The 22,171-nt window shown below is 70.6% G+C and carries 18 protein-coding genes and 1 pseudogene; 7 read left to right on the top strand and 12 right to left on the bottom strand.

Translation table 11 applies throughout. From position 1 onward, the window contains the following. Window positions 1-54: 54 nt before the first annotated feature. The 3 genes from AWZ10_RS20100 to ctaC are packed head-to-tail and all read right to left on the bottom strand — an operon-like array spanning window position 55 to window position 3,148. Entirely contained in the window at window positions 55-453 is a 399-nt protein-coding gene (locus tag AWZ10_RS20100; protein WP_037693496.1) for a cytochrome c oxidase subunit 4, read from the bottom strand. Next, on the bottom strand, window positions 450-2,192 hold the full coding sequence (gene ctaD / locus AWZ10_RS20095; RefSeq protein ID WP_060891735.1) for an aa3-type cytochrome oxidase subunit I: 1,743 nt from the start codon (window positions 2,190-2,192) through the stop codon (window positions 450-452). Before ctaD ends, AWZ10_RS20100 begins: the two co-directional genes overlap by 4 nt. Further along, on the bottom strand, window positions 2,189-3,148 hold the full coding sequence (ctaC, locus tag AWZ10_RS20090) for an aa3-type cytochrome oxidase subunit II (RefSeq protein ID WP_046709503.1): 960 nt from the start codon (window positions 3,146-3,148) through the stop codon (window positions 2,189-2,191). The genes ctaD and ctaC overlap by 4 nt, the downstream gene beginning before the upstream one ends. Before the next feature lie 313 nt (window positions 3,149-3,461). On the opposite strand from ctaC, the gene AWZ10_RS20085 reads away from it, so the two are divergent. Further along, a complete protein-coding gene (locus AWZ10_RS20085) occupies window positions 3,462-4,838 on the top strand; it encodes a cysteine desulfurase/sulfurtransferase TusA family protein (protein ID WP_060891734.1) in 1,377 nt (458 codons plus the stop codon). Between the two features lie 65 nt (window positions 4,839-4,903). On the opposite strand, the gene AWZ10_RS20080 is transcribed toward AWZ10_RS20085, so the two are convergent. Then, the gene (locus AWZ10_RS20080) at window positions 4,904-5,878 is read right to left on the bottom strand and encodes a carbohydrate kinase family protein (protein WP_046707532.1); all 975 of its coding nucleotides are present in this window, start codon (window positions 5,876-5,878) and stop codon (window positions 4,904-4,906) included. A 135-nt stretch (window positions 5,879-6,013) separates the two neighbouring features. Between AWZ10_RS20080 and AWZ10_RS20075 the strand changes: the two genes are divergently transcribed. Together AWZ10_RS20075 and AWZ10_RS20070 are read left to right on the top strand one after the other, a co-directional pair. Then, window positions 6,014-6,223 (top strand): hypothetical protein, encoded by a 210-nt coding sequence (locus AWZ10_RS20075; RefSeq protein ID WP_037693507.1) that lies wholly within the window; start codon window positions 6,014-6,016, stop codon window positions 6,221-6,223. An 84-nt stretch (window positions 6,224-6,307) separates the two neighbouring features. Continuing rightward, window positions 6,308-8,113, top strand: coding sequence for a hypothetical protein (locus tag AWZ10_RS20070; protein ID WP_079104409.1), 1,806 nt, complete (start codon window positions 6,308-6,310; stop codon window positions 8,111-8,113). A gap of 187 nt (window positions 8,114-8,300) precedes the next feature. Here the strand turns inward: AWZ10_RS20070 and AWZ10_RS20065 are convergent, their stop codons facing one another. Continuing rightward, on the bottom strand, window positions 8,301-8,657 hold the full coding sequence (locus tag AWZ10_RS20065; RefSeq protein ID WP_037693510.1) for a HesB/IscA family protein: 357 nt from the start codon (window positions 8,655-8,657) through the stop codon (window positions 8,301-8,303). 350 nt (window positions 8,658-9,007) lie between these two features. On the opposite strand from AWZ10_RS20065, the gene nadA reads away from it, so the two are divergent. Then, on the top strand, window positions 9,008-10,192 hold the full coding sequence (gene nadA, locus AWZ10_RS20060) for a quinolinate synthase NadA (RefSeq protein WP_046709910.1): 1,185 nt from the start codon (window positions 9,008-9,010) through the stop codon (window positions 10,190-10,192). Window positions 10,193-10,223: 31 nt separating this feature from the next. On the opposite strand, the gene AWZ10_RS20055 is transcribed toward nadA, so the two are convergent. The 6 genes from AWZ10_RS20055 to AWZ10_RS20030 form a co-directional block, all read right to left on the bottom strand. Beyond that, window positions 10,224-12,467, bottom strand: a complete 2,244-nt coding sequence (locus tag AWZ10_RS20055) for a protein kinase domain-containing protein (protein WP_060891733.1) — start codon at window positions 12,465-12,467, stop codon at window positions 10,224-10,226. A gap of 118 nt (window positions 12,468-12,585) precedes the next feature. Then, window positions 12,586-15,732: an efflux RND transporter permease subunit gene (locus AWZ10_RS20050; RefSeq protein ID WP_060891732.1), complete on the bottom strand. Its 3,147-nt coding sequence runs from the start codon at window positions 15,730-15,732 to the stop codon at window positions 12,586-12,588. 204 nt (window positions 15,733-15,936) lie between these two features. Beyond that, complete coding sequence (locus tag AWZ10_RS20045) at window positions 15,937-16,623, bottom strand: response regulator (protein WP_046708529.1); 687 nt, start codon at window positions 16,621-16,623, stop codon at window positions 15,937-15,939. A 22-nt stretch (window positions 16,624-16,645) separates the two neighbouring features. After that, window positions 16,646-17,854 (bottom strand): sensor histidine kinase, encoded by a 1,209-nt coding sequence (locus AWZ10_RS20040; RefSeq protein ID WP_107084657.1) that lies wholly within the window; start codon window positions 17,852-17,854, stop codon window positions 16,646-16,648. A gap of 146 nt (window positions 17,855-18,000) precedes the next feature. Next, complete coding sequence (pspAA, locus tag AWZ10_RS20035) at window positions 18,001-18,279, bottom strand: PspA-associated protein PspAA (protein WP_060891731.1); 279 nt, start codon at window positions 18,277-18,279, stop codon at window positions 18,001-18,003. An 82-nt stretch (window positions 18,280-18,361) separates the two neighbouring features. Beyond that, window positions 18,362-19,165: a PspA/IM30 family protein gene (locus AWZ10_RS20030; protein WP_060891730.1), complete on the bottom strand. Its 804-nt coding sequence runs from the start codon at window positions 19,163-19,165 to the stop codon at window positions 18,362-18,364. A gap of 336 nt (window positions 19,166-19,501) precedes the next feature. On the opposite strand from AWZ10_RS20030, the gene AWZ10_RS20025 reads away from it, so the two are divergent. Both AWZ10_RS20025 and AWZ10_RS20020 read left to right on the top strand, forming a co-directional pair. After that, on the top strand, window positions 19,502-20,131 hold the full coding sequence (locus AWZ10_RS20025) for a DUF3043 domain-containing protein (RefSeq protein WP_173531661.1): 630 nt from the start codon (window positions 19,502-19,504) through the stop codon (window positions 20,129-20,131). A 158-nt stretch (window positions 20,132-20,289) separates the two neighbouring features. Continuing rightward, the gene (locus AWZ10_RS20020; RefSeq protein ID WP_234361215.1) at window positions 20,290-20,922 is read left to right on the top strand and encodes a class I SAM-dependent methyltransferase; all 633 of its coding nucleotides are present in this window, start codon (window positions 20,290-20,292) and stop codon (window positions 20,920-20,922) included. Window positions 20,923-21,198: 276 nt separating this feature from the next. Here AWZ10_RS20020 and AWZ10_RS20015 read toward each other — a convergent pair whose 3' ends face one another. Next, complete coding sequence (locus AWZ10_RS20015) at window positions 21,199-21,411, bottom strand: hypothetical protein (protein WP_046705937.1); 213 nt, start codon at window positions 21,409-21,411, stop codon at window positions 21,199-21,201. Window positions 21,412-21,537: 126 nt separating this feature from the next. Here AWZ10_RS20015 and AWZ10_RS20010 point away from each other — a divergent pair. Beyond that, a pseudogene (locus tag AWZ10_RS20010) lies at window positions 21,538-22,171 on the top strand (bifunctional adenosylcobinamide kinase/adenosylcobinamide-phosphate guanylyltransferase); the annotation flags it as partial.

Genomic DNA, 22,171 nt, shown 5'->3' with positions numbered 1-22,171 from the left:
GGGAAGCCCGGACCTCCTGTCGGAGTGTCCGGGCTTCCGTGCGCTCTGCGCGTGTTACTGGTTCTGGCTTTCGCCGCGGTAGTACTCGAAGACCCAGCCCCAGAGGCCGATCAGGATGATCGGGGTGGAGAAGTACAGCAGCCACCAGCCGAAGACGACGCCCATGAAGGCGAGCGCGCCGCCCACGCCCAGGGCGAGGGGCTGCCAGCTGTGCGGGCTGAAGAACCCCAGCTCACCAGCGCCGTCGGCGACGTCGGCCTCCTTGTCGTCCTGCGGGCCCACGTCGACCCGCCGGGCCGTGAAGGCCAGGTAGTAGCCGACCATGATGCACAGGCCGAAGGCCAGGAAGAGCGCCGTGGTTCCGGCCGGCTCCTTCGACCACACGCCATAGACGATCGCCATGGCGAGGACGAAGACGCTCAGCCAGATGAACATCTTGCCCTGGATCTTCACTTGTCGGCCTCCTTGCCGCCGGCGCCCGCGAGCTCACTGACAGCCGGGCCGCCTTGCGCGAGCTGTTCGAGCGCAGCGATCTCAGGGTGGTGCAGGTCGAACGCCGGGGATTCGCTGCGGATCCGCGGCAGGGTGAGGAAGTTGTGTCGCGGCGGCGGGCAGGAGGTCGTCCACTCCAGCGAACGGCCGAAGCCCCACGGGTCGTCGACCTCGACCTTCTTGCCGTACTTGGCGGTCTTCCACACGTTGTAGAGGAACGGCAGGATCGACAGACCGAGGACGAACGAGGCGATCGTGGAGATCGTGTTCAGGGCGGTGAAGCCGTCGGCCGCGAGGTAGTCCGCGTAACGACGCGGCATACCCTCCGCGCCCAGCCAGTGCTGGACGAGGAACGTGCCGTGGAAGCCGGCGAACAGCGTCCAGAACGTGATCTTGCCGAGGCGCTCGTCGAGCATCTTGCCCGTCATCTTCGGCCACCAGAAGTGGAAGCCGGAGAACATGGCGAAGACCACGGTGCCGAAGACGACGTAGTGGAAGTGCGCCACCACGAAGTACGAGTCGGAGACGTGGAAGTCCAGCGGCGGCGAGGCCAGGATGACACCCGTCAGACCACCGAAGGTGAAGGTGATCAGGAAGCCGGTGGCCCAGAGCATGGGTGTCTCGAAGGAGAGACTGCCCTTCCACATGGTGGCGATCCAGTTGAAGATCTTCACACCGGTGGGCACCGCGATCAGGAATGTCATGAAGGAGAAGAACGGCAGCAGCACGCCACCGGTGACGTACATGTGGTGCGCCCACACCGTCACCGACAGACCCGCGATCGCGATCGTGGCCGCGATCAGGTTCATGTAACCGAAGATCGGCCGACGGGAGAAGACCGGGATGACCTCGGAGATGATGCCGAAGAACGGCAGGGCGATGATGTACACCTCTGGATGCCCGAAGAACCAGAAGAGGTGTTGCCAGAGCAACGCGCCTCCGTTGGCCGCGTCGAAGACGTGGGCACCGAACTTTCGGTCCGCCTCCAGGGCGAACAGCGCCGCCGCGAGGACCGGGAAGGCCAGCAGGACCAGAACACCGGTCAGCAGCACGTTCCAGGTGAACACCGGCATGCGGAACATGGTCATGCCGGGCGCGCGCATGCAGATGATCGTGGTGATGAAGTTGACCGAGCCGAGGATCGTGCCGAAGCCGGAGAAGGCCAGACCCATGATCCACATGTCGGCGCCGATACCCGGGCTGCGGACCGCGTCCGACAGCGGGCTGTAGGCGAACCAGCCGAAGTCGGCCGCGCCCTGCGGGGTGAGGAAGCCACCGACCGCGATGAGCGAGCCGAAGAGGTACAGCCAGTACGCGAACATGTTCAGCCGCGGGAACGCCACGTCGGGCGCGCCGATCTGCAACGGCATGATCCAGTTGGCGAAACCGGCGAACAGCGGCGTCGCGAACATCAGCAGCATGATCGTGCCGTGCATCGTGAACGCCTGGTTGAACTGCTCGTTCGACATGAGCTGCGTACCCGGGCGGGCGAGTTCGGCGCGCATGAGGAGCGCCATGACGCCGCCGATGCAGAAGAACGCGAACGACGTGACCAGGTACAGCGTGCCGATGGTCTTGTGGTCGGTGGTCGTCAGCCACTTGACGACCACCTCGCCGCGCCGCTGGCGCCGGACCGGCAGCTCGTCCTCGTAGTGAGAGCCTGCCGCCTCGGCACCCTGAGGTTCGTTGAGGATGCTCACAGTACGTTCGTCTCCCGGTTCTTCTCGTGCTTCGTCTGCTCGATGCCGGCCGGGACGTAACCGGTCTGACCCTTCTCCACGAGCGACTTGAGGTGCTCCTCGTAACGCTCCTGGGAGACGACCTTCACGTTGAAGAGCATCCGCGAGTGGTCCACACCGCACAGTTCGGCGCACTTGCCCAGGAAGGTGCCCTCCTGGTTGGGGGTCACCTGGAAGGCGTTGGTGTGGCCCGGGATGACGTCCTGCTTCATCAGGAACGGCACCACCCAGAAGGAGTGGATGACGTCACGCGAGGTGAGCACGAAGCGGACCGTCTTGCCCTCCGGGAGCCAGAGCGTCGGGCCCGGGTTGCCGGTCTGCGGGTTCTTGTCGCCAGGAATGCCGCAGGTGTAGACGCCGCCGGCGTTCGCCGGGAAGTCGTCCTTGTACCGCTGCGGAATCGCGTCCAGGTTCTTGTCCGTGGCCGCGTCGCCGGTGGAGCCTTCGACGTTCTCGATGTAGTTGAAGCACCAGCTCCACTGGAAGCCCACCACGTTGACCGTGAGGTCGGGCTTCTTCGACGTGTCGAGGAGCTTCGACTCGTCGCGGGCCGTGAAGTAGAAGAGCACCGAGACGATGATCAGCGGGACAACCGTGTACAGCGCCTCGATGGGCATGTTGTACCGGGTCTGTGGGGGAACTTCGACCTTGGTGCGGCTGCGCCGGTGGAAGAAAGCACTCCACAGGATCAGGCCCCACACCAGCACGCCCGTGGCGAGCGCGGCCGCCCACGACCCCTGCCACAGGGAGAGGATCCGCGGAGCCTCTTCCGTGGTCGGGGTGGGCATACCCAGGCGTGGGAAGTCCTCCCATGTGCAACCGGTGGCGGTCGCCAGGACCAGGCCTGCGGTCATTGCCTGCAGCAGCTTCCGCCGCATCGGGCGCCGCGGCGAGCGGTCGGAGCCGTTGGGACTCACGTAGCGCCTTCCCGAGAGTCTCGCCCGCGCGGTATGGCTGCGGCCTTCTCGCTGGTCGGTCGCCGCCCTGCGACGGGCAGGGGTTTGGATGTTTATGCGGACCAAACCCTACTGGACGCGATTTGGGGTCGCGCGGGGAGGGGGGCCCAACTCGCCGGGGGTCACTTGTGGCGGCCGACCGGGGTGGGCGGGAGCACCTGATAGCTCGGGAGTTCGGACGTTTTGGCGGGTGCGCGTGCGTTGTGGTCGTTCGCGCGGTTCCTCGCGCCCTTTCCTGGGCGCTCCCCTCAGCGCCTGCTTATAGCGTTGGCCTGTGGCGTACTTCGACTCTGCTTCCTCCGCTCCGCTTCATCCCGTTGCCCGGCAGGCGTTGCTGGCCTCACTGGACGAAGGGTGGGCCGATCCCGCGCGGTTGTACCGGGAAGGGCGGCGGGCCCGGCTGCTGCTGGACGCGGCCCGGGGGGCCGCCGCGGAGGCCGTGGGGTGCCGGGCGGACGAACTCGTCTTCACCTCGTCCGGGACGCGGGCCGTGCATGCCGGGATCGCGGGCGTGTCGGCGGGGCGGCGGCGGGTGGGGCGTCACCTGATCGTGTCGGCGGTCGAACACTCTTCGGTGCTGCACGCGGCGGAGACGCATGAGGCCGACGGTGGCGCGGTCACCCAGGTGGCGGTGGACCGTACCGGGTCGGTGGCCGCGTCCTCGTACGCCGAGGCCCTGCGGGAGGACACCGCGCTCGCGTGTCTGCAGTCGGCCAACCACGAGGTGGGCACGGAGCAGCCGGTGGCCGAGGTCGCGGCGGTGTGCCGGGCGGCCGGGGTGCCGCTGCTGGTGGACGCGGCACAGTCGCTCGGGTGGGGGCGGGTGAAGGGGGGCTGGTCGGTGCTGACCGCCAGTGCCCATAAATGGGGTGGTCCGTCCGGGGTCGGACTCCTCGTCGTACGCAAGGGTGTGCGGTTCGCGGCGCAAGGGCCCGCCGACGAGCGCGAGTCGGGGCGGGCCGCCGGGTTCGAGAACATCCCGGCGATCGTGGCGGCCGCCGCCTCGCTGCGGGCCGTACGGGCGGAGGCGGACGCGGAGGCCGTACGGCTGCGGGAGTTGACGGAGCGGATCCGGGCGCGGGTGCCGTCGCTGGTGCCCGATGTGGAGGTGGTGGGCGACCCGGAGCGCCGGCTGCCCGGGGTGGTCACCTTCTCCTGTCTCTATGTCGACGGAGAGACACTGCTCCACGAACTGGACCGCGAGGGCTTCTCCGTCTCCTCCGGCTCCTCCTGCACGAGCAGCACGCTGACGCCCAGCCATGTGCTGCGGGCCATGGGGGTGCTGAGCGAGGGGAACGTACGGGTGTCCCTGCCGACGGGGGCGGCGGCGGAGGACGTCGAGCGGTTCCTGTCGGTGCTGCCGGGGGCGGTCGCGGCGGTGCGGGAGAAGCTGGGGGCTCCGGCCCCCGCGACCGTCGTGCATGAGGACGTCCTCGTCGTGGACGCCCTCGGCAAGCGCTGCCCCATCCCCGTCATCGAGCTGGCGAAGGTGATCGGCGACGTCCCGGTCGGCGGCACGGTCCGCGTCCTCTCCGACGACGAGGCGGCCCGCCTGGACATCCCGGCGTGGTGCGAGATGCGTGAGCAGGAGTACGTGGGCGAGGAGCCGGCGGAGCGGGGTGCGGCGTACGTGGTGCGAAGGCTGAGTTAGCGGGTACCCCGCGCCCCTTGCTCGCAAGGGGCGCGGGGTACCGCGCGACCGGCCGGGACGAACTCTCAGCCGAGGTGCGCGCGAACCTCTTCCGCGGCCTCGTCCCCGTACGCCTTGGTGAACCGGTCCATGAAGTTCGCCCGGCGCAACCGGTACTCCTGCGTACCCACCGTCTCGATGACCAGCGTGGCCAGCATGCAGCCGACCTGGGCCGCCCGCTCCAGCGAGACCCCCCAGGCCAGCCCCGAGAGGAACCCCGCGCGGAACGCGTCGCCGACACCCGTGGGCTCGGCCTTGCGCTCCTCCTCCGGGCAGCCGACCTCGATCGGGTCGTGGCCGGCGCGCTCGACGCGTACGCCCTGCGCGCCGAGCGTGGTCACCCGGTGGCCGACCTTGGCGAGGATCTCCGCGTCCGACCAGCCGGTCTTGGACTCGATGAGGCCCTTCTCGTACTCGTTGGAGAAGAGGTACGTGGCGCCGTCCAGCAGTATCCGGATCTCGTCGCCGTTCATACGGGCGATCTGCTGGGAGAAGTCCGCGGCGAACGGAATGTTCCGGGAGCGGCACTCCTCCGTGTGGCGGAGCATCGCCTCCGGGTCGTCCGCGCCGATGAGGACGAGGTCGAGGCCGCCGACGCGGTCGGCGACGGTCTTCAGCTCGATGAGGCGGGCCTCGCTCATCGCGCCCGTGTAGAAGGAGCCGATCTGGTTGTGGTCGGCGTCCGTGGTGCACACGAAACGGGCCGTGTGCAGCGTCTCGGAGATGCGCACGGAGGCGGTGTCCACACCGTGCCGGTCGAGCCACGCGCGGTACTCGTCGAAGTCCGAGCCCGCCGCGCCGACCAGGATCGGGCGCGTGCCGAGCTGTCCCATGCCGAACGCGATGTTCGCGCCGACACCGCCCCGGCGTACGTCGAGCTGGTCGACGAGGAAAGAGAGGGAGACCGTGTGCAGCTGGTCCGCGACGAGTTGGTCGGCGAAGCGGCCCGGGAAGGTCATCAGATGGTCGGTGGCGATGGAGCCGGAGACTGCGATACGCACGGCGAGGACACGCTCCTGCGAAGGAAGAGGGGATTGACAGTTCACGCTATCGGGTCGTCCACCTGCTCTGAAGCAGGCAAAACTACCCGATAGTAGGTCTTTCTTCGCGGGGTCCGTGGTGCGTACGGTGCCGGTATGACGAACCCCAAGATCCACGGCACCGTTCCGTTCGACCCGGACGGCGGCCTCGCGGCGCTGCGCGGCGACTGCGCCCGGATGGCTCCGCACTGGGCGGCCCCCGCGAAGGTCATTACGGCTCCGGTGTCCCCTTCGCTCATTCACGGGGTGACGGTGCCGGCGACGTCCGCGCGACTGGTGGACGCGATGCCGGAGTACGGCGACTGAGGGAACCGTCGGCTCCTCCGCCGCGTCCCATCGCTGTCCCCCGTATAGGGGATGCGGTGTACGACCTGCCGAAGGAGCAATGCGGTGAACTCCGAGCGACCCGACAACCCCGAGAACCCGGACGAGGGCCCCGAGCCCGACGCCACCGAGGAGATCAGGGCTGCCGGGGATGACGTCACCGAGGCCGACGGGGCCGACCGGGCCGATGAGCCTTCGTCCCCGACCCCGGATTCGTCCCCGACCCCGGATTCGTCCCCGGCCCCGGCTGAGGTTCCGGCTGCGGCTGAGGTTCCGGCTCCGGAGAGTGGCGTGGACGACCGTGACGTAGCCGCCGCTGACAGCGACGGCGGTCCGGGTGACGGCGATGGCGGCGACGGCGGTCATGTCGTGGACGTCGGCGGTGCCGAGCAGCCTCGTGGGCGGCGTTCCCGGGTGGTCGTGGCGTCGCTGGCCGCCGCGGTGCTGCTGGTCGGCGGTGGTGGGGCGTTCCTCGCCACCACCGCTTCCGGCGGGTCCGGGGGCGACGGGAAGGGCTCCGGCGCGCCCGGCGGTGACGGCACTCCCCCGCCGCTCACGCTCGACGGCTACACCGACGGCGGTTCGAACGGCATCGCGCCCGGTGAGCCCAACCCCAACGGGGTGACCTATCGCGCGGGCGACGACCTGCCCGACGGCCCCGGCTCTGCACCGGTGTACTCGGCCGAGGGCGAGGTGACGGCCGCCGAGGTGGCGCGGCTGGCGAAGGCGCTCGGGGTGGAGGGCAGGCCGACGGCCGAGGGCGAGTCCTGGCAGGTGGGTGCGGCCGGGGACGGTTCGGGGCCGGTGCTCCACGTGAACAGGCAGGCACCGGGGACGTGGACGTTCAACCGGTACACGCCGGGCACCGACAACTGCCAGAAGGTCGACGTCTGCACGTCCGGCGCCGCCGAGGGCGGCGACCCGGTGAGCGAGGCGGCGGCCAGGAAGGCGGCGGCACCGGTCCTCAAGGCCGTCGGCCAGGACGACGCGAAGGTCGACGCCACCCAGCTCATGGGCGCCGTACGGGTGGTGAACGCCGACCCCGAGGTCGGTGGGCTACCCACGTACGGCTGGTCGACCGGCCTCCAGATCGGCGCCGACGGCCAGGTGAGCGGCGGCAGCGGCAACGTGAAGTCGCCGGTGAAGAGCGACACGTATCCCGTCGTGGACGCGGAACGGGCGCTGGAGCTGATGAACGGCTCTGGGCAGGGCGTCGGCACCGAGGGCGGCGGCATCGGCGACTGCGCCGGTCCCGGACCGCTGGAGGGTGAGAACGGGGCGGTCGCCGAGAGCGGGACGGTCGCGGCGGACGAGACGCCGTGCGAAGGGGTGACCGGGCTGCCGAAGCCGAAGCCGGAGACGGTCGCTGTCGAGAAGGCGGTGTTCGGGCTCGCCTCGCACCATGTCGACGGCCGACCGGCGCTGGTGCCGTCCTGGATGTTCGAGGTGCGGCCGACGGGGGCCGGGGACACCTACACGGTGACGCATCCGGCGATCGACCCGAAGTACCTGGCCACCCCCGAGCCCCCCTCGGAGCCGACCGAGAAGCCCGGCGAGCCGGGTGACACACCGTCCACCGGACCGTCCTCGCGCGATGTACGGATCCAGGGCTACACGGTCGACGGCGACGAGCTGACCGTGGCCTTCTGGGGCGGGGTGTGCAGCGAATACTCGGCCTCGGTGAGCGAGAAGTCGGGCGAGGTCACGGTCACCGTGACCGACACCCCGCAGGAGGGCAAGGCCTGCATCATGATCGCCAAGGCTTTGGAGCGAACGGTGCGGCTGGACGAGCCGCTCGGCGACCGGAAGGTGGTCGGCTCGGACGGCACGGCGATCCCGAAGGGCGGGATCGCGGAGCTGGAGCCGCGGTAGGCGCCGTCGCGGCAGGCGGCGGCCGGCCGGACACACGAAGGCGGCGTCCCCGTTGGAGGGGGACGCCGCCTTCGTCGTACCTACGCGTCGCCCGTACGCGTACGGGCGACGGGCCGTACGCGTACCGCTGTGGGCCGTATGGGACCGCTGTCGGCCGTACGCGTACCGCTGTCGCGCGGGCGGGGACTCAGCTGAAGGAGTCGCCGCAGGCGCAGGAGCCCGTCGCGTTCGGGTTGTCGATGGTGAAGCCCTGCTTCTCGATGGTGTCGACGAAGTCGATGGTGGCGCCGCCCAGGTACGGGGCGCTCATGCGGTCGGTGATGACCTTCACGCCGTCGAAGTCCTTCACGACGTCGCCGTCGAGCGAGCGTTCGTCGAAGAAGAGCTGGTAACGCAGGCCGGAGCAGCCGCCGGGCTGAACGGCGACGCGGAGCGCCAGATCGTCACGGCCTTCCTGGTCGAGCAGGGTCCTGACCTTTTCCGCGGCGGCGTCGGTCACGATGATGCCGTCGGTGACGGTGCCGGTCTCGTCCGATACGGACATCTACATCTCTCCCGGGTTGTACGGAGACTGCTTGCCGACGGGTGCAACCGCCGGAGCCCCGGATTCATTCCGGGCCGCGCGGATTTCCCCTCGCGTCTCTCTTCATGCTCGCACATGGCCCGCGGCATGGGCACCGGGTCGCGCCGGGCTGTGGACAACCCCACGCGACGCACAGCGGCCGAGCCCTCCGGTCCGCCCGCCGGGATTCATGTCACATCGACAATATGGGCATCGTCAAAGTGACATGAAGCGGTTATGATAGATAGCGTCAATTCGACGAAAAGGATAGCCCGGATGTCCCGCCGACCCTCACCCGGACGGCGAGCCGCAGAACAGAAAGGGTGCGTGTCGTGACCACCGCCCAGACCCAGGAGCTCGACGTACAGCCGACGCCCCTCGCCCTGCTGCTGCTCGGCCGCGAGGCCGACCCGAGGAGCGAGCGGGGTGTCGAGTGTCCGGGTGACCTCCCCTCACCGTCCGACCCCGACCTGGTGGAGCGCGCCCGCGCGGCCAAGGAGAAGCTCGGGGACAAGGTCTTCGTGCTGGGCCACCACTACCAGCGCGACGAGGTCATCCAGTTCGCGGACGTCACGGGTGACTCCTTCAAGCTGGCCCGGGACGCGGCGGCGCGGCCCGAGGCCGAGTACATCGTGTTCTGCGGTGTGCACTTCATGGCCGAGTCGGCGGACATCCTCACCGGCGACGAGCAGAAGGTCGTCCTGCCGGACCTGGCCGCCGGCTGCTCCATGGCCGACATGGCCACCGCCGAGCAGGTCGCCGAGTGCTGGGACGTGCTGACCGAGGCGGGCATAGCCGAGCAGGTCGTGCCCGTGTCGTACATGAACTCCTCCGCCGACATCAAGGCCTTCACCGGCAAGCACGGCGGCACGATCTGCACCTCCTCGAACGCGAAGCGGGCGCTGGACTGGGCCTTCGAGCAGGGTGAGAAGGTCCTGTTCCTGCCGGACCAGCACCTGGGGCGCAACACCGCCGTGCGGGACATGGGGATGTCGCTCGACGACTGTGTCCTCTACAACCCGCACAAGCCGAACGGCGGTCTCACCGTCGAGCAGCTGCGGGCCGCGAAGATGATCCTGTGGCGGGGGCACTGCTCGGTGCACGGCCGCTTCAGCGTGCAGTCCGTGAACGACGTACGGGAGCGGATTCCGGGCGTGAACGTCCTCGTCCACCCCGAGTGCAAGCACGAGGTCGTGGCGGCGGCGGACTACGTCGGGTCGACCGAGTACATCATCAAGGCGCTGGAGGCCGCGCCCGCCGGTTCCAAGTGGGCCATCGGCACCGAGCTGAACCTCGTACGGCGGCTGGCGAACCGTTTCGCGCCCGAGGGCAAGGAGGTCGTCTTCCTCGACCGCGCGGTCTGCTTCTGCTCCACCATGAACCGCATCGACCTGCCCCACCTCGTGTGGACCCTGGAGTCCCTCGCCGAGGGCACCCTCGTCAACCGCATCGAGGTCGACAAGGAGACGGAGACGTTCGCGAAGCTGGCGCTGGAGCGGATGCTGGCGCTGCCGTAGCCCCTGGCCCGCGTAGCGGAGCGGAGCGGGCTCACCCCGACACGGGCTCCCGGTCGGGGTGGGCGGGGTCGAGGGAGAAGAGGGTGCCGTCGGAGACGGCCACGAACAGCGCTCCCTCGTGGGGCAGCGCCCAGGGAGCGCCGCCCTGGACGGACCAGGTCGGCGTGGCACGGGGCAGCGTCTCCCACAGCAGGGTGCCCTTGAGCCTGTCGAGCGCCGCGACCCTGCCGGTGGCGCTGGCCAGGTAGACGGTGCCCGTCACGGCGTCGTACCCGGGCTCGCCCGGCCGTTCCAGACTGGTCCTGGTCCGCCACAGCAGCTCGCCCGTGTGCGGTGACACGGCGGTCACCTGGCCGCCGGACCGGGTGAACACCAGCACCCCGCCCGTCAGGGCCGCCCGGCCCCGCCCGTTCTCGCCCGGCTTCGTCATCACTCGGGTCCCGGCCTCCAGGTCCAGGAGCAGGATCGTGTCGTACGTCGGGTCGCCGCCACGGGTCGCGTCGGTGTATTCGGTGCTGTCCGCGACCAGGACCAGGTCTCCCTGCTTCGCGCCGAGGAGGACGCTGTTCAGCGGCACCTTCACGGTCCTGGCCGAGCCGTCGGCGCGGTCCACGACCAGGACCCGGGATTCCGAATTCGCCGCCTTGGCGTCCCGGGTCACCGGCCGGCAGTGCGCGTACGTGCCCGCCCCGGCGGTGGTGAACGTGCAGTGGTGGCCGACGGGCATCCGCAGGGACCAGCGCTCGGCGCCCGTGCGCGGTGAACGGGCCGTGACCGTCACGCCGTCGGGTTCGGGGGTGAGGACGAGGTCGCCGGTCAGCGCCGGGGCGATCTCGGTGATGTCCACCCGACGGGTCCACAACTGCTCCCCGGTGTCCGCGTCGAGTGCGACGAGATCGACCGGATCCACCACGGGTTCGCCGCTGAAGACGGTCTGCTGCACGAGGACGGTGCCGTCCCGGACACCGACGACCGAGGCGTAGTACCGATCGCGCTCGTGGGTGGCCGGTACGAGGTCGGCCCGCCAGACCGTCTTTCCGGTCCTGCCGTCGACGCGGATGGGGAGGACTCCATCGCCCCCGCAGTAGACGGCGTTCCCGTGCACCTGGCAGGAGGGGGCGCCGCCGGCGCCGCCGTCCTTCGAGGGCAGCGGCTCGCGGGTACCGGCCGACGCCTTCGCGAACACCGTCGTCTGCCAGGGCTTCCAGCCGCTGGGCGGCGCCGTCCAGCGGGAGGTCGAGGTCGGCGCGGGTGTCGCCGTGTCGGTCGTCCGCACGCCGCCCGGTCCCAGCAGATAGGCCGTCAGCCCGAGGACCAGCGCGCCCACGGTGCCGGTCGCGGCGAGCAGGGGCCGGACACGGCGTCGGCGGGCGGGCCGGGTACCCGTCCCGGGGCCCGTGCGGGGCTCCGTCGCGACGTCCTCCGTGTCCGCGCGCAGCGTCACCACCGGCAGGTCGCCCGGATCGGGCTCCGGCAGGGCGGTCGCGAACTCCTGTGCCAGTTCGACGAGTCCGGGACGGTCGGCGGCCTCCTTGGCCAGACAGCGTTCCAGGACGCCGCGCAGCGGCCCGTCCACCCCGTCCAGCACCGGTTCGTCGTGGATCACCCGGTAGGCCGTCAGATAGGGGCTGTCCGCGTCGAAGGGGCCCCGCCCGGTGACGGCGTACACCAGGAGGGTCCCGAGCGAGAAGACGTCCGAGGCCGGGCCGGCCGTGCGGGCGTCGGTGAGCTGTTCCGGGGACATGAACGGCGGGGTGCCGATCATCTGTCCGGTCTCGGTCAGGTTGAGGTTCTCCGTCGCGCGGGAGATGCCGAAGTCGATGACGCGGGGGCCGTCCTGCGCCATCAGGACGTTGGCCGGCTTCAGGTCCCGGTGCACCACACCGGCCCGGTGGATCTCCCGCAGCGCCTCGACGAGTCCCAGGGCCAGGGGGCGCAGCTCGGTGTCGGGGAGCGGGCCCCGGTCGCGGATCCGCTGGGCGAGCGAGCGCCCGGGCACGTACTGGGTCGCCATCCAGGGGCGTTCCGCCTCCGGGTCGGCGTCCACGACAGCCGCGGTGAAGGCACCGCTGACCTTGCGGACGGCCTCGATCTCCTGCCGGAAGCGGGTGCGGAAGACGGGGTCCTGCGCGTACTGGGCGTGCACCACCTTCACGGCGACCTCGCGGCCGGAGCGTGCCCGAGCCCGGTAGACGACGCCCATGCCGCCGTTTCCGAGCCGGTCGACCACCTTGTACCCGCCGACCGATCGGGGATCGTCGCTGTGCAGCGCCACGCCCGGATCCCTCCCCCGTGAAGCAGTTCGAGGCACAGGATACGTAATGCCGGTACGCGGACGGCCGGGTCCCGAACGCTCATGGTTCGGGACCCGGCCGCTCCGGGCCTCGGGGGCGTCAGACCCCGGCGGGCTCCGGCTCCTCCGACTCGGACCCCGACGTCGCCGCCGACGTCGACTCCGTCGGTTCGGACGAGGCGCCCGAGCGCTTCAGGGCCTTCTTCTTCGCCCGTCGTTCCTTGCGGATCTCGACCATCGTGTAGAGGGTCGGGACCAGGAGGAGGGTCAGGAGCGTCGAGGTGATCAGGCCGCCGATGACGACCACGGCCAGGGGCTGGGCGATGAAGCCGCCCTCGCCCGTGATGCCGAGGGCCATGGGCAGCAACGCGAAGATCGTCGCCAGCGCCGTCATCAGGATGGGCCGCAGACGGTGGCGTCCGCCCTCGATGACCGCCTCCACCGTGCCGTAGCCCTGGCGGCGGTACTGGTTGATCAGGTCGATCAGCACGATCGCGTTCGTCACCACGATGCCGATCAGCATCAGCATGCCGATCATCGCGGGGACACCCATGGGCGTACCGGTGATGATGAGCAGGCCGATCGCGCCGGTGGCCGCGAACGGGATCGAGACCAGCAGGATCAGCGGCTGGATCAGGGACCGGAAGGTCGCGACCAGCAGCATGAAGACGATCGCGATCGCCGCGAGCATCGCGAGGCCGAGGGAGGCGAAGGCATCGTCCTGGTCCTCGGAGACACCGCCGATGGCAGCCGTGACGCCCTCGGGGAGGTCGATGGCGTCCAGCTTGGCGGTGAGGTCGGTGCTGACCGCGCCGGTGTTGTCACCCTTGGGCTTCGCCGTGATCGTCGCGGCACGCTGGCCGTCGATCCGGGTCATGGAGACCGGGCCGTCCACCAGCTCGACGCTGGCGATGTCGCTGAGCTTCACCGCGCCCAGCCGCAGGTCCCGCAGCTCCTGGAGCGTCTCGGCGGGCTTCGCCGACTTGATGACGACGTCCCGCTCGGTCTCGCCGAGGATGGCCCGGCCGCTGGTCGTACCGCGTACGGCCTGGGAGACGGCCGCGCCGAGGGTCTGGTCGTCGAAGCCGGCCGCGGCCGCCTTGTCGGTGGCCCTGACCGAGATACGGGGCACGCTCGTGGCGAGGTCGCTGGTGACGTCCGTGACGTTGTCCATGGTCGAGACCGCGTCGCGGACCTGCTCGGCTGCCTTGCGCAGGACGTCGGCGTCGGCGGCCTTCACGACCACGCTCAGGTCCTGGCTGCCGAAGGCGTCGCCGACCGCGACGGTCGTCGTACCGATCCCGGAGAGCCCGGCGAGGCCCTTCTCGATCGTGTCCTGGACGTCCGCGGCGGTGGCCGAGTCGTCCAGCATGACGCTGTACGAGGCCTGGTTGGAGTCGGTGCCACCGCCGAACGCGGCCATGAAGCCGGAGGAGCCGATGGTGACCTGGTAGTCCTTGACGCCCTTGGTGCCGGCGAGCAGCTTCTCGACCTTCGTGGTCTGCTCGTCGGTCGCCGCGAGGCTGGTGCCGGGCTTCAGCTCCTGCTTGAGGCTGAGGACCCTCTGGTCGCCCGGGTCGAAGAAGTTCGTCTTCAGCAGCGGGGTCATGCCGAACGTGCCGATCAGCACGACGGCCGCGATGGCCACGCTGGTCAGGCGGCGGCGGGTGGCGAAGCGCAGGACGGGGACGTAGAAGCGCTGGAGGCGGCTCTTCGCCTCCTTCTCCTCCGCCTTCCGGCGTGCTTCCTCGGCGTCCTCGGGCGTGCCCTTCGGGGCGCGCAGGAACCAGTACGAGAGCACCGGGACCACGGTCAGCGAGACCACGAGGGAGGCCAGGAGGGCCGCCGTCACGGTCAGCGAGAAGCTGCCGAACAGCTCGCCCACCATGCCGCCGGTCAGGCCGATCGGGAGGAAGACCGCGACGGTCGTCAGGGTGGAGGACGTGACCGCGCCGGCGACCTCACGGACCGCCTTGAGGATCGCCTCCTCGCGCTCCTCGCCGTAGCCGAGGTGACGCTTGATGTTCTCCAGGACGACGATCGAGTCGTCGACGACCCGGCCGATGGCGATGGTCAGCGCGCCGAGCGTCAGCATGTTGAGGGAGAGGTCGCGGGTCCACAGGACGATCAGCGCCAGGACCACCGACAGCGGGATGGAGACCGCGGTGACGAGGGTCGAGCGGATCGACGCCAGGAAGACCAGGATGACCAGGACCGCGAAGACCAGGCCGAGGGCGCCCTCGGTGGTCAGGCCGTCGATGGACTTGGAGACCGCCGGGCCCTGGTCGCTGACCACGGTGACGGTGGCGCCGGAGCCCAGGTCCCGGCGCATGGCCGGCAGTTCGTCCTCGACGGCCTCCGAGATGGCGACCGCGCTGCCACCCCGGTCCATGGTGACCATGACCGCGAGGCTGGGCTCGCCGTTCGTGCGGGTGATGGAGTCGGCCCTGGCCCGCTCCTCCTTGACGGCGGCCACGTCCGCGAGACGTACGGGCTTCTTCGCGCCCTCGCCGCGCACCATCAGGTTCTCGATCTGCTCCAGGGAGGTGTAGCCGCCGCCGACCTGGACGGTGCGGTTGGCGCCGTCCTCGTCGAAGGAGCCCGCGGGGACGGTGACGCCGCCGGCCTGGAGTGCCTGGGAGAGGGCCATCGTGCTCAGGCCCGCCTTCGCCAGCTTCGCGTCGTCGGGGGTGACGGTGACCTGGACGTCCCGTACGCCGTCGATGGTGACCTGGCCGACGCCGTCGATGCCTTCGAGGGTCGGCACGACGGTCCGGTCGAGCTGGTCCGCGAGGGCCTGCTGGTCCTGGTCGGCGGAGACGGCGAGGACGACGGTCGGCATGTCGTCCGTCGAGCCCGCGATCACCTGCGGGTCCACGTCGTCCGGCAGCTGTGCCCGGACCCGGTTGACGGCCTGCTGGACGTCGGCGACGAGCTGGTCGGTACCGGGTCCGTAGTCGAAGGACGCCATGATCAGGGCGTTGCCCTCGCTGGCGGTGGAGGTGACGCCCGTGATGCCGTCGACGCTTTCGAGGCTGTCCTCGATGGGCTCGACGACCTGCTTCTCGACCACGTCCGGGGACGCGCCCTGGTAGGGCGCGAGCACGGACACCATGGGCAGTTCGATGGTGGGCAGCAGCTGCTGCTTGAGCTGGGGTATCGCGATCGCCCCGAAGACGAGCGCGATGATCGACATCAGACCGACGAGGGCCCGTTGTGCGAGGCTGAACCGAGACAGCCAGGACATGGGTCAGGGTCTCTCTTCTGTGGCGTGAGCGGAGGACGAACGCCCATGTGCCACATGTGGCATGGGTGCCCCATGTGTCGCCTGTGTGAAGCATGTGTGAGCGCTCACCTCATACCCTGGGCCATGGGGATCTCTCTTCCCTCGCCCCCCAGGGCCATTTCCTTGTAGCGCGCATACTCCGAGTGGAGTAGTCCCGGGCGGCTCTCAGTCCACCCGTGGGCGTACCAGCCCCGATTCGTAAGCGAAGACCACCAGTTGAGCCCGGTCCCGGGCGCCGAGCTTGGCCATGGCCCGGTTGACGTGTGTCTTCACGGTCAGCGGGCTGACCTCCAGACGCTCGGCGATCTCGTCGTTGGAAAGCCCGCCCGCGACCAGCCCGAGCACCTCGCGCTCGCGGCTGGTCAGCGTGGCGAGCCGCTCGGAGCGGGCGGCGGCGCCGTCGCCGTCGGCCGAGTCGTCCGGCTGGGCGAGGAAACGGGCGATCAGGCCCTTGGTCGCGGTGGGCGACAGCAGCGCCTCGCCGCCTGCGGCCACGCGGATCGCGTTCAGCAGTTCCTCCGGCTCGGCGCCCTTGCCGAGGAACCCGGAGGCACCGGCGCGCAGCGACCGCACGACGTAGTCGTCGACCTCGAAGGTGGTGAGGATGACGACGCGGACGTGGGCGAGCGTCGGATCGGCGCTGATCAGGCGGGTGGCGGCGAGCCCGTCCGTGCCCGGCATCCGGATGTCCATCAGTACGACGTCGGCCCGCTCCTCCTTCGCGAGCCGCACCGCCTCCGCCCCGTCCGACGCCTCCCCCACGACCTCCATGTCCGGCTCCGAGTCGACGAGCACCCGGAAGGCGCTGCGCAGCAGGGCCTGGTCGTCGGCGAGCAGGACACGGATCGTCATGCGGGGTCCCCCGGGGCACTGGTCACGGTCGTACGGCGTCCGCGGCGGTCGTTCGGGTCTTGAGCGGCAGGATCGCATGGACGCGGAAGCCGCCGCCGTAGCGGGGGCCGGTGGTGAGGGTGCCGCCGATCGCGGCGACGCGTTCGCGCATGCCGAGGAGTCCGTGCCCGCCGCCGTCGGCCTCCTCGCCCTCGCCGTCCGTCCTCGCCTGCCCGGTGCCGTTGTCGAGGACGGTGATCTCCATGTTCGGGCCGACGCGTACGACGCTGACCTCGGCCTTCGCCTCCTGCCCCGCGTGTTTCTGCACATTGGTGAGGGCTTCCTGGATGACGCGGTACGCGGCGAGGTCGACGGCGGCCGGGAGGCTCACCCCCTGGTCGGCGCGGGCCACTTCGACCGCCAGGCCCGCGTTGTGGAAGGTGCCGACGAGCTCGTCGAGCCGTACCAGGCCGGGGGAGGGTTCGGTGGGGGCCTCGGGGTCGCCGGACTGACGGAGCAGACCGACGGTGGCGCGGAGTTCGCCCAGCGCGGAGCGGCTGGCCTCGCGGACGTGGGCGAGGGCCTCCTTGGCCTGGTCGGGCCGCTTGTCCATGACGTGCGCGGCGACTCCGGCCTGCACATTGACCAGGGCGATGTGGTGGGCGACGACGTCGTGCAGGTCACGGGCGATCCGCAGGCGCTCCTCGGCGACCCGGCGGCGCGCCTCCTCCTCGCGAGTGCGCTCGGCCCGCTCGGCGCGTTCCCGGATGGCGTGCACGAAGTCGCGGCGGCTGCGTACGGCGTCCCCGGCCGCGGCGGCCATGCCGGTCCAGGCGAAGATGCCGAGGTTCTCCTGGTCGTACCAGGGCAAGGGGCCGACGAGCATGGCCGTACCGGTGAGCACGGTCATCGTGAGCAGGCCGGCACGCCAGGTGGTGGTGCGGTCGGTGGTGGAGGCGACGGCGTACAGGGCGACGACGACGGACATCGCGACGGGGGCCCGGGGGTCACCGGTCACCAGTTCGGCGAGGGTGAGGGCGCAGGTCGCGGCCAGCACGGCCAGGGGGGCGCGGCGGCGGGCGATCAGGACGGCGGCGGCCGGCACCATCAGCGCGATGCTGAGGCCGTCGGGGGTGCGGGCACCCCACTTGTCACCGTCCTGGGCGTGGGGGTCGACGAAGGCGCCCGCGACCATCGCGACGAGGACGCCGAGGGCGAGGGCCGCGTCCAGCGCGGTGGGATGCGCCGTCAGCCAGGCCCCGGCGCGCGATGCGAGAGACGGCGGACTGTTCGGGTTCGGGTGGGTGGGGGCCGGCCGCGCCCCGCGGCGGAGCCGCTGATCGACACAGCCCCGCTCCCCTGGACAGCCCTTCGGGCCGGTCCCCCGCGTCGGTGCGGTCACCCCGGGATGAGGCCGTCGTCGCTCAGCATCTCCCTGACCTCCTCCAGCGTCGCGTCCGGCGCCGGGAGGATCAGTTCCGACGGCTCCAGGGAGTCGTCGGGCAGGGACGTGCCCAGTTCTCGGACCTTGTCCAGGAGGGCGTGGAGGGTGCGGCGGAAGCCTGGGCCGTCGCCGACCTCCATTTCCGCCAGGAGCACGTCGTCCAGCTTGTTCAACTCGGTGAAGTGGACGTCGTCCAGCCTCACCTGCCCCTCCCCCATGATCCGTACGATCATGTCGCCCTCCTCAGGCGTGGGACCCGATGTGCGTACGCGATGTGTCTACCCGATGGCACGTGTTCACCGCTCCACTGCCGCCCTACGGCTTGTCGAAGCGCGGGGTGTCCTGCCGCTGGGACTGCTGCTGCGGGGCCGACTGGCCCGTGCCGCCCTCGATGGCCTGCTGCTGCGCGGACGGACCGCCCGCCAGCTCCGCCTTCATGCGCTGGAGCTCCAGCTCGACGTCCGTACCACCGGAGAGGCGGTCCAGCTCGGTCTGGATGTCGTCCTTGTGCAGGCCGGAGGAGTCGTCGAGGGCACCGGAGGCGAGCAGCTCGTCGATGGCGCCGGCGCGGGCCTGGAGCTGCGCCGTCTTGTCCTCGGCGCGCTGTATGGCGAGGCCGACGTCGCCCATCTCCTCGGAGATGCCGGAGAACGCCTCGCCGATCCGGGTCTGGGCCTGGGCGGCGGTGTACGTGGCCTTGATCGTCTCCTTCTTCGTACGGAAGGCGTCGACCTTGGCCTGCAGGCGCTGCGCGGCGAGGGTGAGCTTCTCCTCCTCGCCCTGGAGGGTGGAGTGCTGCGTCTCCAGGTCCGTCACCTGCTGCTGGAGCGCGGCGCGGCGCGAGAGCGCCTCGCGGGCCAGGTCCTCGCGGCCCAGCGCGAGGGCCTTGCGGCCCTGGTCCTCCAGCTTCGAGGACTGGGACTGGAGCTGGTTGAGCTGGAGCTCCAGGCGCTTGCGGGACGTGGCCACGTCGGCCACGCCTCGGCGCACCTTCTGGAGCAGCTCCAGCTGTTTCTGGTACGAGTAATCAAGGGTCTCGCGCGGGTCCTCGGCCCGGTCAAGGGCCTTGTTCGCCTTCGCGCGGAAGATCATCCCCATACGCTTCATGACACCGCTCATGGGCTTCGCGCGCCCCCTTCTGACGGAACTCCAGCTCACAGGTCTGCGACAGAACCCACAGTACGGGCCCTGCTTCTATTACCGCACTGTTCGGGGACGGATGCGCTCATCCCCAAGGACGACTGTGTACGGCACCGCTCCGGCGTAGGGAGTAGATGTCTCCCGGGGTTGCGTACGGGCCGCTCCCCGGAACATCCCGGACCCCCTACGGACGAACCGTCACCGCACTCCCCCTTTTTCCCGGGATTCCGGGTTGCCCCGGCCACTTTCGCCCCACCTCTGTCTTCAGTACGGACGCCGGGTGTTGCCGGATCGTTCCCCACTCGGCTGGGGTCCATGCCCCGGCACCCCGTACCCTTGGGTTTTGTGTTCCGTAGCCGCGCCAAGAGCGAGAAGGAATCGGCCGCCGACAAGGCGGCGGTGACCGACTCCCAGCAGACCCGTCACCCGCAGGCCCCCAAGGGGCGGCCCACTCCCAAGCGGAGTGTGGCCCAAGGCCAGCGTCGAAGCGTCGCCAATACGCCGACGACGCGCAAGGAGGCCGCCAAGCGCTCCCGCGACGAGCGCCGCTCCGCCATGGAGAAGCAGCGTCAGGCGCTGGCCACCGGCGACGAGCGCTATCTGCCCGCCCGGGACAAGGGTCCGGTGCGCAGGTTCGCCCGTGACTTCGTGGACTCGCGCTTCCACATCGCCGAGTTCTTCCTGCCGCTGGCCGTGCTCATCCTCGTGCTGAGCATGGTGCAGGTGGCGTCGCTGCAGAACGTCGCGCTGCTGCTGTGGCTGTTCGTGATCGTTCTGATCGTGGTCGACTCGATCAGCCTCGGGTTCCGTCTGAAGAAGCAGCTTGCCGCGCGCTTCCCCGACGCGAACAAGAAGGGCGCCGTGGCCTACGCCCTGATGCGCACGCTCCAGATGCGTCGCCTCCGGCTGCCGAAGCCGCAGGTCAAGCGCGGAGAGCGGCCCTGAGCACGACCGCATTCTCCGGAGGTGCCGCGCAGGCCTGGCTGAACCGGCTGGGCACACTGCGTGAGGTCGTACGACAGGAGCTGGTCTCCCGCCAGGTCGACGAGCAGATAGTCGCCCGCTTCCCGGTCGGGCAGCGGCTGCGGGTGCTCGACGTGGGCATGGGGCAGGGCACGCAGGCGCTGCGACTGGCCCGGGCCGGACACGCGGTGACCGGGATCGAGCGGGAGGCGAAGCTGATCGCCGTGGCCCGGGAGGCGCTCGCCGCCGAGCCCGAGGGCATCCGGGGCCGGGTGCGGATCGTCGAGGGCGACGGCCGGGACACGGGCGTGCACTTCCTGCCGGGCAGTTTCGACGTGGTGCTCTGTCATGGGGTCCTGATGTACGTCGAGGAGCCGGACGCACTGCTGGCGGGGCTGGCGCGGATGCTGGCGCCCGGGGGGCTGCTGTCGCTGCTCGTACGGAACGGCGACGCGCTCGCGATGCGGGCGGGGTTGGCCGGGGACTGGGCGGGGGCGCTGGCCGCCTTCGACACCACCGCGTACCGCAATCGGCTCGGGCTGGATGTGCGGGCGGATCGGCTGGCGACGCTGACGGACGCGCTCGGGGGGATCGGGGCGCCGTTGCACGCGTGGTACGGGGTGCGGGTGTTCACGGATCTGGCGGCCGACGACGCGGGGGTTCCTGGTGACGGGGATCTGGACGCGTTGCTCGCCGCGGAGGAGCGGGCGGGGCGGACGGATCCCTATCGGCGGGTCGCGGCGTTGCTGCACCTGTGCGGTGTGCGCGGCTGAGTTCTCCTCGCCCCCGCCGCCCCTACCCGTCCCGTCCCCAGGGGCTGCGCCCCTTCGACCCCCAAGGTGCGGGTTCGGTGGGGGCCGGTCGCGCAGTTCCCCGCGCCCCTGAGGGCCCACGGCCCTTTCGGCCGACAAAGCACGGGGCGCAGCCCCTGCTTTCAGGGGCGCGGGGAACTTCGCGACCAGCCCCACTCACCCGCACCCGCCCACGAACCCCATCCCGCGGGATTCGGGGCGGAGCCCCGTGTGGGAGCCCCGCCCACCGCGGAGCGGCTACGCGTCCTGGGCGTTCAGGCTCATCGGGCCGTAGATCTCCGTCGTGTCCTCGAAGAGGCGGACCTGTTCGGCGCCGCCTTCCAGGAGCTCCTTCCAGTGTTCCCCGATCCACGACTCGGCGTCCCCCTGGGTCGTGAACTCCTCGGGCTGGACCGCGGGCTGGACCTCCGCCCCGTCGGCCTTCTCGAACCGCCACGTCCATGCCGCCATGTGAGCCTCCGTAAGTACCGGCCCGGCACCGCACACGCAGCACCGAGCAAGATCCGGTTCCTCCCTGAGCCTAGTCGGACGCACAAGACCTGCGGGTGTTCATCGGGACACGCGAAAATCGGGGGCGTGGAACTGACTTTGCTAGGCACCGGCGCTCCCGCGGGGCTTCCCCGCCCCGACTGTCCGTGCGCGGCGTGTGCGACCGCGCTCGGTGATGCCGCGCGCGGGGCGACCGCGCTGCTCGTGGACGGCACACTGCTGCTCGACCTCACACCGGGCGCCGCCTTCGCGGCCGCGCGCGCCGGGCATTCGCTGACCGGTGTGCGGCAGGTGCTGCTGTCGCATCCGCACGACGGGCCCCCCGTGGAGGTGCCGGCGGGACTGCCGCAGCCTGGGCGGGTACCGGACGGGCGGGAGCTGGCGCTGCTGACCGGGCACCGGGTGCGGGCGCTGGCCCTGGACGCGCCGGGGACGGGGTACGCGGTGACCGGGCCGGGCGGACAGCGGTTGCTGTACCTGCCGCCGCGCGGTGCGCCCGCCGGTCTGGAGGAGAACTCGGTGGAGCCGTACGACATGGTGCTCGCCGATGTGCTGGGGCGGCCGGACGCGCTGGCGCGGCTGCGGAGGGCGGGAGCCGTCGGGCCGACGACCGATGTCGTCGCCGTGCACATCGACCACGACGTGCCCCCGGACGGCGAGTTGCCGCGCCGGCTCGCGGCGGCGGGCGCGCGCGCCGTGCCGGACGGGACGACGCTGGCGG

This window comes from Streptomyces europaeiscabiei (genome assembly GCF_001550375.1).
In the GTDB taxonomy this organism is placed as follows: domain Bacteria; phylum Actinomycetota; class Actinomycetes; order Streptomycetales; family Streptomycetaceae; genus Streptomyces; species Streptomyces europaeiscabiei.
The sequence above is the reverse complement of the archived record's forward strand: the minus strand, read 5'-3'. Positions and strand labels throughout refer to the sequence as shown.

Excerpts from the sequence above, each read along its gene's own strand:
- AWZ10_RS20065 (WP_037693510.1), bottom strand. The coding sequence starts at position 8,657 with ATGTCCGTATCGGACGAGACCGGCACCGTCACCGACGGCATCATCGTG.
- AWZ10_RS20015 (WP_046705937.1), bottom strand. The coding sequence starts at position 21,411 with ATGGCGGCATGGACGTGGCGGTTCGAGAAGGCCGACGGGGCGGAGGTC.
- AWZ10_RS20030 (WP_060891730.1), bottom strand. The coding sequence starts at position 19,165 with ATGAGCGGTGTCATGAAGCGTATGGGGATGATCTTCCGCGCGAAGGCG.
- AWZ10_RS20075 (WP_037693507.1), top strand. The coding sequence starts at position 6,014 with ATGACGAACCCCAAGATCCACGGCACCGTTCCGTTCGACCCGGACGGC.
- AWZ10_RS20025 (WP_173531661.1), top strand. The coding sequence starts at position 19,502 with ATGCCCCGGCACCCCGTACCCTTGGGTTTTGTGTTCCGTAGCCGCGCC.
- pspAA (WP_060891731.1), bottom strand. The coding sequence starts at position 18,279 with ATGATCGTACGGATCATGGGGGAGGGGCAGGTGAGGCTGGACGACGTC.
- AWZ10_RS20050 (WP_060891732.1), bottom strand. The coding sequence starts at position 15,732 with ATGTCCTGGCTGTCTCGGTTCAGCCTCGCACAACGGGCCCTCGTCGGT.
- AWZ10_RS20020 (WP_234361215.1), top strand. The coding sequence starts at position 20,290 with ATGGGGCAGGGCACGCAGGCGCTGCGACTGGCCCGGGCCGGACACGCG.
- AWZ10_RS20045 (WP_046708529.1), bottom strand. The coding sequence starts at position 16,623 with ATGACGATCCGTGTCCTGCTCGCCGACGACCAGGCCCTGCTGCGCAGC.